The organism is Janthinobacterium sp. TND4EL3 (assembly GCF_900156175.1).
GTDB lineage: Bacteria > Pseudomonadota > Gammaproteobacteria > Burkholderiales > Burkholderiaceae_D > Janthinobacterium.
The window spans coordinates 17,092-27,984 of sequence record NZ_FTMV01000033.1 but is presented as its reverse complement, the minus strand read 5'-3'; the positions used below and the strand labels follow the sequence as shown (position 1 = coordinate 27,984).

Genomic DNA, 10,893 nt, shown 5'->3' with positions numbered 1-10,893 from the left:
GAATAACGAAACGCCGATTCAGGCGATGAAGAAATGGCAGGCGAAAAAGCCGGAATTATTCGTTAAGCGTGTTTATAATCAAGCGGGTCTTGACACCTACGCGCGCGACAGTGTCCGATCCATGTAATTGGAGCCGGTCAAGATCATACCGTGGATGGCAATAACTGTTTTGAACAGCTATAGGCTGCTCGACGACTGAAAGTCGCACTGTAGAAAATGCTGAGGAGTTTTCTTTGAGTTTGAGACGAGGAAGATTTTAGCAATATTATTCGATTAATAATTTCCATATCGCGCGCTCAACCAGGCCGTACTTGAAGAATTTCCGAAGGGCTCGGATTGAGAAACCAACCCAGATGATGGAGGTAGGCTATTTATATTTCATAAGGGGCTCCTAGAATTTGTTCCGGAGCCTCCATCCGTGCCGGCAGAAGTTCCGACGACGCTACTGGTTGACAGGTGTTTGAAGTTCGAAAGCGAACAGTTTTACCGCAAGGCGGTGATGAAAAAATGGGGAGTTTTTTGAACTCGTCAATGCACGGGTGCATGAAGGAGTCGGGAGTAACGACAATGCCGCATGGCGACAGGTCAATTCTACACTAACAATTCGTACTTGCAAGCTAATGAGCCTGGCGCAGCGGATGCTGCGGTTGTAGAAGTAGGGTCGCTTTCGCGAACCTACTCCTACTCTGCTATTTATGCTGAGGGCACTTCGGCATAGCGGAGTACCTGGTATGGGCCCTTCACTATGCGATTCACCTTTACTTGATCAGCAGCGAATCCAGATCGTTGCCTGTCGTGTCGATGTATGCTTGGATCCAGTGGGGCTTACGGCCCCGGCCAGTCCATTGCAGTTCAGGGCTATCGGGATGGCGGTAGCGAGGCTCCACGGTTTTCACGGGTTTCCCCGTTTTTTTTCCCTTGATGTTCATGAGTTGTGCGACTGTCATGCCAACGCTTTCGGCAAGAGTCAATATTTGCTGCTGGACATTCGCGATTGCATCCTTCTCGCGGGATGCAATGTTGTTTTTGATTTGGGTTTGCAGATCCTTGAGTTGATCCAACGAATAGTTGCTCAGGTCGGTCATAGTAATTCCTTTTTTGCAATAATACTGTTGTTAATTATTGGGCACGTTTAAATTCTGCTCCTGCCAACATACTGCTGACAACTGCGGTTTTTGTTGCTTTCACATAAGTGACCGTCGCGCCCGATCTTTCCAAGAAGAGTTTTCCGTCTTTCAGAGTCGCAGGGATTGGAGTGAAGGCATCGGCGGGTTCCGTGCTGTCGCTAATTGTTACCAGGAATTCATTGTTATTGCGTTCAATCGACATCAGGGATGTTCCGTCGTTTGTTTCGACCCACTTACCCTCAAACTCTCCCCCGTTGTTTCCACACGCACTTAGTACAACCGCAAGCATAAGAATTGCAATTTTTTTCATTTAGATTCCATAAAAAATAAGTTTGCCATAAAAGCAGCAATTATTTGCGAGGGGTCCTTGTCGATGTGAGTTGTAGCTTTCTTGCTCGTTTGGCATGTTTTCGGCCATTTTATCGGAGGAGGTCCTCACATCATAATTTTTGATTTTGGGATAATAGCATCGGTGCATGCGGCATTCTAATCTATCTTGATTCTTAGATGGCCGCTGGAGGGCAACTTGCGCAATGCTTTTAAGCTGATACGCTCTTCCGAGAAAACTGTCGTCGGCTAATCCCAGCGACTGTACATTTATTTTAAACAAGGAGAGATCATGAATCAGACATCAAGTAACTACTTCACATCAGTCCAACAGCATCTTGACAGTATGGGGCAGTCTGTAACCCTCACTGCGGACGAGCGAGATATCGTTGACGACTTCGAAACGCAAGAATTCAGTGCTGATGCGTGCGCTATACACATCATGCGGAATCGTCGTTAAATCACCTTGATTTTTGGCACCTAACGCCGTCAATAGTCGGTAACACTTACCGTTGGCACATGGCCGCACCGCATCGGCTGGAAGCCGAGGACTAAAAAGGATTGAAAAATGAAAATGAAATTGTTGACTACTACCCTCCTGACAGTTTGCATGTCTACCGCTATTGCGGACACCTATGTTGTCGAAACCGTCAACGGTACATCGAGCGATTATCCAAAGTTGGCTGCTGCGCACGATGCCAGCAAGTGCGTGTATGCCGACAAGGTGGTGAAACTGGGCGATACCCTCGTTGTTGACCAGGATGTGGTTTTGGTTTGCACTAGCGCCTCACACGGTGCGGTTTTCTATCCGCTTGCACAGGATGGCATGAAACGCGTTTTGGCAGAAATTCCAGCGCAGTCCAAATAGCCTGGAAATTCATGACTGAGCACCTGGCGGAGCCCAATAGCCAGCCTGTTGCTGGCAAATTCTTGAAAAGTCTTAATCTATGAATATCGAACTTTTTGTTGCTGTCCTTGCTGCCCTGGTTGCCTATCGCATCTTGTCGCCGCTGATCGACGCGATCAATCCACTGGTGCTCTTCACCAAGCCGAAAAAGATGTCAGTAGTGGCGGGCAGCAGTATGTCGGCGGCTAGTACCGGTCTGAAAAAATAACGCTCTTGCCCATCCTGGCATGCGTGCCACAACGTTCGGCAGTAATCGGGAAATTTTGCTCACGGAGCGAGTATCTGGCGCCAAATTCCGCGAGCTGAAGCGCGGGCAAGATTTCTAGTCAGGAAAACAAAACGCCACTTGGCGCCACCATACCACCCGGTAGATGGAAGCTTTGAAAGGCCGCGAAAGCGGAGCGAAAATCATGAAAAAAATCTTGTTCGTAATTTTGACCTGTGTTGCCGCGATGGGTACGTCAGCTGCCGAAAAGGATAGCTTGTTGTCTCTGGAGCACATCACCATCGACGGCAATGAGATCGCCTTGCCGACCACTCAAAAAGCAGATGGCACCGTATGCAAGTCGTATGTGGCCGAAGCACACCAGGACGGCGACAAGCTGGTTGCCAAGATCGAACAGTCGTGCGTGAGCAGGCCAGCTGCCTCTGCCTAACTAGGAACGTGGCCTGGTGGCTCCCGTATGCCTTCCGCTGGCGCACCTATGCCACCGTAGCAACCTTTGCCGCACTCGATGCGGCAAAGGTATTGAGGGCTAGGCGTGGTGCTTGGCTTCGTCATTGGGGTATCCGATAACATGAATAATGCAGTAATTGAAAGCCCGTCGCGTAACGGCAACCAAAAAGTTTTTGAAATCGCCTGCTTTGATCGGGATGGAAGCCAGACGCGAAAATTCGTTGTGTCCAAGAAGACCGTCATCAAAATACTCGCCATCGGTTTGGCGATTTTGGGACTGTCCGAAATCGGTGGCGACGTGTTGGGTAAGTGGGCGATGCAGGAAAAGGCTGATTCTCTGCGACCGACCATGGAAGCACTAGCCAAAAATGGCCAGGATGAGGCGTCTCTGTGGTTAGCAAAAAACTATCCAGAAACGGAGGCGTATCGCGTTGCACCTTTGGCCGACAAAGGAATGCCCGAAGCTATGCTTTACCAAGGTTTCAACCTGGCCCGTGCTGGTGACAAAAATGGAGCAATGCTGTGGATCGAGAAGTCAGCTGATGCGGGTAACGAAAAAGCTGTCGAAATCATCAAGCGCGATTCTAAACGCTAGTAATCGGAAACTCCACAGTAGCACCCATAGCCGCACTCGATGCGGCATGAGTTATAGGGGGCGGGTTTTGTGCCCGGCCTAGTGTGAATTCAGAAAAGGTAACTATGAAATTAATAGCATTCGCAATCCTGTCGATGGGCCTCGTAGCAGAAGGACAAGCCGCCAGCTACAACGTCAATATGTCGTGGAAGGATGGCTTGTCGGCGCGCACGCAAATGGTCGTCGTTGCCGATGACAGCAAACCAGCCTTCAGCGCAGAGAAGACGGCAATTCGTCTCTTGGTCGATACCAGCACTATCCCCAAGGCGGAGTTTGACGCCATGGGAACGTTGAACAAACTACCAGTCGGCCTCGTGTCCAAGTGCGATGCCGTAGTATGCAGCTACGGCGTTCCACAGGAATTCACCGCTGGACAGTCGCTTGAAGTTAAGGCAAGAGTTGAAGGTGATAATACGCTCTTCGATCTAAACTTGAGCAGCGATAAATTGGACGGTTCGGTTAAGGTGTCAGGTGTTGGATCGCTTTTGCCTCTCGATTTGCCTCGCATTAGTCACCAGCAGATATCCCAGACCATATCAATCGTCGGCGACCATGGCAAATTCACCTTCCCGGCAGAGGGCGGAGAGCCGCTGGTAATTGAAGTCACCAAGGTGCAGAACTAACTTGCGGCACAGAGGAAAATAGTATGGCAAATACTTCTCTTCTTCAGGACGCGGGAGAGGTTGTTCCCTATGCTCGAAAACACCTGGTCGCTTCCCAGGAGCAGCGCGCGACGGGTGCAATCACGCTTGCGGACATTTGGCCTGAGCCTGATTGGCTGGCCATGGTTCAAGCCGGTCATTCGCGAGAGCTAGTTGCGCGAAAATTCATTGGCTACCAGAGCATTCGCAATCGGCCCCGCGCCGCCGGCATTCGTGGATTCACCGCGGAGCGCTGGCAAGAAGCATACCGGGCAGCAGTTGCTATCCTGCGCCGCATGTATGAAGAAGCGAACGAGGTTGTGGAGTTGAGCAAGGTTTCGGATCGTTTGCGCGAGGTGCTACAACTCTCAAAGGCAGACTGCCACCCCGTCGCAGAACGGAACATAGTGTACTGGGCGGCAGGGTTTGGCGGTGAGCGAACCTTAAAGGGGCCCGGGCCTGCCACAGTGCGTCTGTCAGCGATGGCCATTTGGCTGTGGAAACTGGGGTGGCCAGAATCGGACGCAGCGTGGAAGACCTCAATCGTCCCGGTTCAGCTCCAGGGCGATCTGACCTGGCGTGTCTCCCAGGTGGAAGGCGATGTCTATAAGTTCATCGTCGACACCGCCTATCCAGATGAGGCTTCGGTACTCGAAGCTGCTCGCGAAGCGGCCATTGCTAAGGCGCGAGAAGTATCAGGATCAACAAAACTTATTCCGCGCCGCCCACGCGCGGCTTCGAGTGTAGAGCGTATTGGTCCAGACCACAGGAACGGGGCGGACATCACGCCCGACGAGTTGATGAAGGCCTTTGGGCTTCGAGCGATTCAGTTTGGGAATAGCGTCCCCACTAAAGACCGCCAGCGCTGGCTAAACCAGACTTTTGATGGCCTTGCTGACATGGCGGACGTGCTCGGGATGAAGCGTCGGTGGCTTGGCCTTCCATTCCACGGCGAGAGCCTCGCGCTGGCGATTGGCGCGCGCGGTGCCGGGCTGTCTGCGGCTAGTGCGCATTACGAGAAGGGGCTGCGCGTGATCAATCAGACCTATCGTAACGGATTCGGTGCTCTGGCTCACGAATTCGGCCACGCATTGGATCATAGGGTCGGGAAGCGCTCCGGGTCTGATATTTTTCTCTCACAGCACTATGACTATTTCCAGTACGGCCCAAACTTCTCTTCCAAGGACAAGGAAATCGTTAGGCGAATATCGGCCATAGTGGCTTTTATGACGGATCCGTATTGCCTGTATCTTCAGCAGGCCAAGCGCATTGCAGCGTTGCACCGTGCCGGTGGCTACTGGACGGAGACAACCGAGCTATTCGCACGAAGCTTTGAGGCGTACGTCCAGGACTCACTCGCCAAGTTGGACCGTCGCAATCCGGCGCTTGTCCACGGAACTTTAGCTGCAGACTACAAGCTCAGCCAGTCGATTGCGTGTCCCTATCCTGTTGACTGCGAGCGTGAGTTGTTAAATGATATGCATGCCGAACTTGTACAGGCGATAGTTGCACCAGACTAAAAGAACTAGGCAAAGGCTTCGCTACGGGCGGTACTTTGCACTGGTCCACCAGCGCCAGCGGCGCGACTAAGAAAGTCGCGGCCGCTGTTGGTATAGCTTAGGCCATCGTGATTTCGTCGATGGTCAGTTCGCGCATTGCGTGATTCCTATGGTGATAGTTGTAGAAGGAATGCCGGAGATCCTGGAGCACTGGAACGTCGTTAAGCCGGCTCGAGTGGGGCCAGCGGGTTTGTAATGAACGGAGCCAGCAACTTCAGGGTAATATCAATCAGCTTGTCGTAGTCGGCGAGCATCATCCCCACTGCTGTGGCACCGTTTATATTCGTCACGCTGGCCATCGCATCACACAGGGCGAACCGTGCACGCCGGGTAACGTCTTGGGCCACCAGCAGCGGGCAATAGTCATCCTGCTCGCAGCTGTCATCGATAGCAGAATCGAGCTTGGCTGCGATGCGTTCCTCATTGCAGCGCTTGCGATATGCGTTAAACGCGTCGCCTTTCATCAGCCAGGTCATGTTAATGTCGGTGACATACTCGACTTCGCCAGGTACTGCTTGCTGTTCAGGGGCGACTTCCCAGCTGCGTTCAGCAAGGATCTTGCGTTCGTAGCCCTCGACGATCGGACGAACCGTTCGCTCGTACGCCATGGCCAAGAACAGGTTCTCGCCGGTTGCGATCATTTCAGGTGTTGGTTTGAACGGCGCGGGAGCCGGGTTTGCAGTATTGTTCATGGATTCTCAAAAGTTAGTTTGCAGGCGCCGATCGACATTATGATGTCGACGGGGTTGCGGTTAGATGCCGAAAGTCGGCGGTGGTAACCGGAGTGAAGCTGTTCAGTGCAATTGCACGGAAAAGCTGGTGCGTGGGGGCGATAGGAAAAGCCGGTGCCCTGGTAATCAGGGCAGCCGGCATTAGTTGTTAAGGAAAGTTCTTTAAATACGAACGCTTGCTGCGACGCGGGCCATTGCAGATTGCATCCAAGCGGTCATTTCGTTGGTACGCCGCGACATCGTATTCGACGCACCTTGCTTGTGTGCCTTCACACGCGAGTTGAAGTCCCAAGCCATGCTATCTGAACTGGCGATGAATCCCATTTTCGGAAGCTCGTTCAGCGCGAGATTTTTCACGCCGAAGCAGTGAGCCCTCGCGCCCTTTGGGAAGTTGCGTCCGAGTGTTTCCAGGATTGCATACAGCCCTTCGTCAGGGTCGTGAAGGTCGCGACGGCACATGCTGCCGATGCCGATCAATGCCGGCGTGTCGAGCCAACCGTGCCACCTTTCCCACACGGAGTTGAGAAGCTCCAAGCTGAAGAGGTAGTCGCGTATATTGCGGCCTTGAAGGACGGGCACTGGAGGACGCAGCATATTGGCCACGACCGTCGAGTTGCACGAGCGTGCAAGTTGATTTTGCCATTCGTAGAGGATCTGGAGCATACCTTCGAGGATTGTCGCCGTTGCACGGATGCGGTAGTCGATCGCTTCGCGGTTATTAGCCACGGCCTGCTCGACACAAAGGTCGGACTGACTGTACCAGCTGCAGCCCGACAGATTTGCGAATTCCATATATGCGGCGTAACTCCACGGGAAAATACCTGCGATCCCCTCCTGTTTACCGTTGCGCTGGAAGTTCAGGATGCCGGTATAACCAGCTGAATCGAGCGCAAAATCCAACTCGCTCAGGTTCGTTGCCTCTGGCATCCGAAACTCCCGCTTTGTCTTGTCCCAAAAGGCGGACGCAGACACCATCGCAGGAAAATCTTCGTTGAAAGCGTGCATCGCTAGACGGCCGCCGCTGTGTGGAATGCCGACGCGCATAACGAAATTGCTAGATAGGTTGGCGTTTTTCTGACGCACGGGCAATTCGTTGATCATGTGAATACCCATCCTATTCAAAGTATATCCAGATACATCCGCTCCAGAAGTAGCCTGCAGTTGCAACAACCAGCGCAGCTAAACCTACTACTGCCCGGGCCTTGAATTTGCGACGCCGAATTGCCTCGAACCTTGCTTTTAATACCTTGTCGGACGTTTCCGTTTCGTTGCGTTGCGGGAGTGGTGAACCATCGAAGCCGATACCAGCTTCCATCAAACGACTAATTGGGCTTTTCTTGTCCATTTATATTTTCCTTGAATGGCACCCCGAAGGGTGCAGGTTGTTTACGTGAATACGCGAATATCGATACGGCCGGCTTCTACCTGCGCATCGATGAATGCTTCTATGGTGTCAGGCGTCAGCGATTGTGCTTCTGGAAACCTCGCGTGCCCTGGTGGGAACTCGATGATCGCAGCGCCGTTCATGCCGACGCGGATTCCGCCTGAGCTGGTGTAGGCCGAGAAATACTCGCCTGAGTCGAAATTGAATTTGAGAGTGTGCGACATGGTTTTCGAGTGGATGGAGCGCGCAGCGAGCTGCGCGTCCAGGGTTTGCAGGGTTAGAAAAGGCTTTGCTGGTGAGCGTGGCCAGTTGCTATGAGGCCAAGCAGATCCGCGACGTTGGTGCTCGGAGATAGCGCCCAGGTTGTCTGGGAGATCTCTAGCGTGGAAAGAAAATACTCCTCTTTCATTTCACGCACGAGGCCGAAGGTGGTCTCGTAGGATTCAGGCACATCGTCAACGGATGCGTAGAGCCCCAGTTTTACAGCCAGCTTCTTGGCATTGCCCATGTAGTGGCTGTGCTCTGCCTTAGCCGGCGTCACGGTGATGATCGTGTCGTCGGGCAGTTCGGGCGCCGCGTCACAGGTATCCCGAAACTCGCGGATAAGCTTGTAGGCGCTGAAACTGGATTGCATTTCAATGGGCAACGCAACATCGAGGATGTAGTGACCAACTGCGCTGTAGCGCCAGCCCAAGTGTTTGAGTGGGGCGCCACCGATGCCGATGACCATATTCTCCTTATCGAAGGCGTATGCGACTACCGAAGGAATGGCGATATCCCGCTTTCCGAGTGGCGGAGCCAGCGATTCGTCGGCATAGCCGAGTCCGCGCAAATCATCAATTAATTTCCAGATTGGAAGTTCCGTATCAACGCCGTAAAGGCCGATGATTACGTCAACGTCCCTGTGGAGGCTCACCGTGACTGGCCCGACCTTCAGTGCATCGGCGATATCCTTGCGGCCGATGCGTTCCAGCATTGCCAATGCCTTTTCGACGTGGCTGTCCGGGAGCCTGTCGTACATCGACGTCCCGCCAAGCTTGAGTTCGAATTCCAGATCATCCATCTGGAACGGCTCGCTAAAACAGATGCGCCAGCTTTTAATGTAGTTTTCAGGCTTTGTGTTGCCACTGCGGCTTTGAACCATTCCACCTTCGCAGGCAGTGGCAGTCGCAAACACCCGTTGGAAAACTTGCTCGAACGTGCCGATCGCGCGGCAACCCCAGGAGGGTGTATGCGGATAGCAGTTCTTCTCGTAGGTTTGCTCGAAGATAAGGTAGATGACCTCGCCCGATTTTGGGTTACGGAATGCAGAGACTGTCTTGCCCGTTACAACTGTTGCGCCCATATAAATGATCCAGGATGAAGTGCTCCGGTGATGCACCAGAGCTTGTAGTTGAGATTGATTTTGCGGCTCACATGGAGCGCGCAGTGTGATGCCGATAGTCGGCGGGAGAAATGCTTGAGCGTCCTGCTCATCCAATCCAGAGGGTTGGAGGAACAGCGTGCGGCGCGGTGGTGCGCCATTGCAGAAGGTGCGCCCTGCCCGGCCCTGCAGATGCAGGGGCCGGGCGGGAGGCTTAGAAAAGTGCCGTGTCGAGGACGATCGCGGCAGCTGCTTTTTTCGGTTCAGGTACCTGTACCTGGCTTGCGGTGATCTGCCAGGCCGCTACCGTTGCGGTGAAGCGATTTCGGCTACCGCGTAGTACGCCATTTGTAAGCGACAGGAATCCGGTTGCAGAGATGGACAGGATAGTGAAGCTGATTTTCGAGCGTTTTCCGTTGTGCGTCAGATCGACGTCGCGGATCGTTTGACCAGGTAGCAGATTCAAGTCGCGCAGGCGAGCAAAATTTCGGAGGATTATCCGCTCCTCTTTTGCTTGGCACCGGGCCAGATAGCCCTCGTACGAGAGCAGGCACTCTTGTATCTCACGAACGGATGGCTTTGGACCCGAAGTGCGCATCGTCCGGCATTCGCTAATGTAACCATCTCCAGCGTGGATTCGAATGTGCCAGCGCCCTTCTGAGTTGAGCAATGCAATCGCGCCTCGAGGGGCCAATTTGAGGCTTTCCTGAGCGCTCTTGAATGCTTGCCAGGCTGGCTGGTCGATGCGGTGCAGATGTGCCATCGCAGGATCAGTCTCGCCATCGAACACGATGTTGGCTGTGTCGAACTGAGGATCGGCAAGCGCCGCGATGTAGTCGGCGCAGAAGCTATCCTGGTAGTAGGTCTCATTTCCTCTTTCTTCTTCGTGAAGGTCGAGGAGTTTGTGAGCGACGCGCAGGCCTTCGAGCCACAAGGGGCGGAAAGAGTGGTTGAGATAGTGATAGCCACACGCTTGGCGCATGGTTTCATGCAGTTGCATCGGGTCTTTGATAGGCCACATGGTTTTTCCTTATTCTGGTGAGATAACGTCGATCATGCGGGTGCTATCCCACAATTGGAACGCCTCGCAGTGCTCGTTGGCCAGCGCTTGTGCCACGACGCGAGCTTCGCTTTCGGTGCTGATCGGCTTACGACCATCGAGTAGGCCGTTGATGTTGCGTGCGATTTCGTATGCCATCTTCATTTCCTTGGTTCGTATTGCACAATTGAAATGCCGAGCATGTTGCTCGGCTTTATGGTTGTTTATTGGCTAGGGATGCTCAGTTTGGAGAAGTTCATGAGCGCGTGTTGGAAGTAGGTTCCGATCAACGATTTGTCGTCTGCGTCCGCATAGCACGCGAACACACATTCGTTGCGCTGGTGGAATGCGTTGTACTGTTCGTTCATGAAGACAATACGAACTGGCACGGTTGGTAGGCAGCTTTGCATGGCACGTGCACGGCTGTTGAACCTGGCTGTGCGATATGAGCGTGCCTGGTCCGCTGACATAATCAGCATGGTCATGGGTTCCTCTTGAAAAGTTA

Annotated in this window: 16 protein-coding genes; 6 read left to right on the top strand and 10 right to left on the bottom strand. The window is 53.1% G+C overall.

The window, feature by feature from the left end:
* Positions 1-758: 758 nt before the first annotated feature.
* On the bottom strand, positions 759-1,085 hold the full coding sequence (locus BXA07_RS28110; protein WP_076573001.1) for an H-NS histone family protein: 327 nt from the start codon (positions 1,083-1,085) through the stop codon (positions 759-761).
* 34 nt (positions 1,086-1,119) lie between these two features.
* Complete coding sequence (locus tag BXA07_RS30585; protein ID WP_139335829.1) at positions 1,120-1,437, bottom strand: hypothetical protein; 318 nt, start codon at positions 1,435-1,437, stop codon at positions 1,120-1,122.
* A 585-nt stretch (positions 1,438-2,022) separates the two neighbouring features.
* Between BXA07_RS30585 and BXA07_RS28105 the strand changes: the two genes are divergently transcribed.
* From BXA07_RS28105 to BXA07_RS28085, 6 genes are all read left to right on the top strand, one after another.
* Positions 2,023-2,322 carry a hypothetical protein gene (locus tag BXA07_RS28105; protein ID WP_076573000.1) on the top strand — a complete coding sequence of 100 codons (300 nt, stop codon included), beginning with the start codon at positions 2,023-2,025 and terminating at the stop codon, positions 2,320-2,322.
* A 79-nt stretch (positions 2,323-2,401) separates the two neighbouring features.
* Entirely contained in the window at positions 2,402-2,569 is a 168-nt protein-coding gene (locus BXA07_RS30995; protein WP_170909760.1) for a hypothetical protein, read from the top strand.
* A 202-nt stretch (positions 2,570-2,771) separates the two neighbouring features.
* Positions 2,772-3,017 (top strand): hypothetical protein, encoded by a 246-nt coding sequence (locus BXA07_RS28100; RefSeq protein WP_076572999.1) that lies wholly within the window; start codon positions 2,772-2,774, stop codon positions 3,015-3,017.
* Between the two features lie 141 nt (positions 3,018-3,158).
* The gene (locus BXA07_RS28095) at positions 3,159-3,632 is read left to right on the top strand and encodes a hypothetical protein (RefSeq protein ID WP_139335828.1); all 474 of its coding nucleotides are present in this window, start codon (positions 3,159-3,161) and stop codon (positions 3,630-3,632) included.
* A 104-nt stretch (positions 3,633-3,736) separates the two neighbouring features.
* Positions 3,737-4,294 carry a hypothetical protein gene (locus BXA07_RS28090; RefSeq protein ID WP_076572997.1) on the top strand — a complete coding sequence of 186 codons (558 nt, stop codon included), beginning with the start codon at positions 3,737-3,739 and terminating at the stop codon, positions 4,292-4,294.
* Between the two features lie 23 nt (positions 4,295-4,317).
* On the top strand, positions 4,318-5,832 hold the full coding sequence (locus tag BXA07_RS28085) for an LPD1 domain-containing protein (protein WP_076572996.1): 1,515 nt from the start codon (positions 4,318-4,320) through the stop codon (positions 5,830-5,832).
* A 200-nt stretch (positions 5,833-6,032) separates the two neighbouring features.
* Here BXA07_RS28085 and BXA07_RS28080 read toward each other — a convergent pair whose 3' ends face one another.
* From BXA07_RS28080 to BXA07_RS28055, 8 genes are all read right to left on the bottom strand, one after another.
* Positions 6,033-6,563 carry a hypothetical protein gene (locus BXA07_RS28080; RefSeq protein WP_139335827.1) on the bottom strand — a complete coding sequence of 177 codons (531 nt, stop codon included), beginning with the start codon at positions 6,561-6,563 and terminating at the stop codon, positions 6,033-6,035.
* 201 nt (positions 6,564-6,764) lie between these two features.
* Complete coding sequence (locus tag BXA07_RS28075) at positions 6,765-7,703, bottom strand: deazapurine DNA modification protein DpdA family protein (RefSeq protein ID WP_076573002.1); 939 nt, start codon at positions 7,701-7,703, stop codon at positions 6,765-6,767.
* A gap of 13 nt (positions 7,704-7,716) precedes the next feature.
* Positions 7,717-7,947: a hypothetical protein gene (locus tag BXA07_RS30580; protein ID WP_139335826.1), complete on the bottom strand. Its 231-nt coding sequence runs from the start codon at positions 7,945-7,947 to the stop codon at positions 7,717-7,719.
* Between the two features lie 41 nt (positions 7,948-7,988).
* On the bottom strand, positions 7,989-8,210 hold the full coding sequence (locus tag BXA07_RS28070) for a hypothetical protein (protein WP_076572994.1): 222 nt from the start codon (positions 8,208-8,210) through the stop codon (positions 7,989-7,991).
* 53 nt (positions 8,211-8,263) lie between these two features.
* Entirely contained in the window at positions 8,264-9,331 is a 1,068-nt protein-coding gene (locus BXA07_RS28065) for a hypothetical protein (protein WP_076572993.1), read from the bottom strand.
* Positions 9,332-9,563: 232 nt separating this feature from the next.
* Positions 9,564-10,370 (bottom strand): hypothetical protein, encoded by an 807-nt coding sequence (locus tag BXA07_RS28060; protein WP_076572992.1) that lies wholly within the window; start codon positions 10,368-10,370, stop codon positions 9,564-9,566.
* Between the two features lie 9 nt (positions 10,371-10,379).
* Positions 10,380-10,547 (bottom strand): hypothetical protein, encoded by a 168-nt coding sequence (locus BXA07_RS30990; RefSeq protein ID WP_170909759.1) that lies wholly within the window; start codon positions 10,545-10,547, stop codon positions 10,380-10,382.
* A gap of 65 nt (positions 10,548-10,612) precedes the next feature.
* Positions 10,613-10,873, bottom strand: a complete 261-nt coding sequence (locus BXA07_RS28055) for a hypothetical protein (protein ID WP_076572991.1) — start codon at positions 10,871-10,873, stop codon at positions 10,613-10,615.
* Positions 10,874-10,893 lie beyond the last annotated feature (20 nt).

Bases quoted from the DNA above. Each gene is read 5' to 3' on its own strand.
- BXA07_RS28110 (WP_076573001.1), bottom strand. From the start codon at position 1,085: ATGACCGACCTGAGCAACTATTCGTTGGATCAACTCAAGGATCTGCAA.
- BXA07_RS30585 (WP_139335829.1), bottom strand. From the start codon at position 1,437: ATGAAAAAAATTGCAATTCTTATGCTTGCGGTTGTACTAAGTGCGTGT.
- BXA07_RS28105 (WP_076573000.1), top strand. From the start codon at position 2,023: ATGAAAATGAAATTGTTGACTACTACCCTCCTGACAGTTTGCATGTCT.
- BXA07_RS30995 (WP_170909760.1), top strand. From the start codon at position 2,402: ATGAATATCGAACTTTTTGTTGCTGTCCTTGCTGCCCTGGTTGCCTAT.
- BXA07_RS28100 (WP_076572999.1), top strand. From the start codon at position 2,772: ATGAAAAAAATCTTGTTCGTAATTTTGACCTGTGTTGCCGCGATGGGT.
- BXA07_RS28095 (WP_139335828.1), top strand. From the start codon at position 3,159: ATGAATAATGCAGTAATTGAAAGCCCGTCGCGTAACGGCAACCAAAAA.
- BXA07_RS28090 (WP_076572997.1), top strand. From the start codon at position 3,737: ATGAAATTAATAGCATTCGCAATCCTGTCGATGGGCCTCGTAGCAGAA.
- BXA07_RS28085 (WP_076572996.1), top strand. From the start codon at position 4,318: ATGGCAAATACTTCTCTTCTTCAGGACGCGGGAGAGGTTGTTCCCTAT.
- BXA07_RS28080 (WP_139335827.1), bottom strand. From the start codon at position 6,563: ATGAACAATACTGCAAACCCGGCTCCCGCGCCGTTCAAACCAACACCT.
- BXA07_RS28075 (WP_076573002.1), bottom strand. From the start codon at position 7,703: ATGATCAACGAATTGCCCGTGCGTCAGAAAAACGCCAACCTATCTAGC.
- BXA07_RS30580 (WP_139335826.1), bottom strand. From the start codon at position 7,947: ATGGACAAGAAAAGCCCAATTAGTCGTTTGATGGAAGCTGGTATCGGC.
- BXA07_RS28070 (WP_076572994.1), bottom strand. From the start codon at position 8,210: ATGTCGCACACTCTCAAATTCAATTTCGACTCAGGCGAGTATTTCTCG.
- BXA07_RS28065 (WP_076572993.1), bottom strand. From the start codon at position 9,331: ATGGGCGCAACAGTTGTAACGGGCAAGACAGTCTCTGCATTCCGTAAC.
- BXA07_RS28060 (WP_076572992.1), bottom strand. From the start codon at position 10,370: ATGTGGCCTATCAAAGACCCGATGCAACTGCATGAAACCATGCGCCAA.
- BXA07_RS30990 (WP_170909759.1), bottom strand. From the start codon at position 10,547: ATGGCATACGAAATCGCACGCAACATCAACGGCCTACTCGATGGTCGT.
- BXA07_RS28055 (WP_076572991.1), bottom strand. From the start codon at position 10,873: ATGACCATGCTGATTATGTCAGCGGACCAGGCACGCTCATATCGCACA.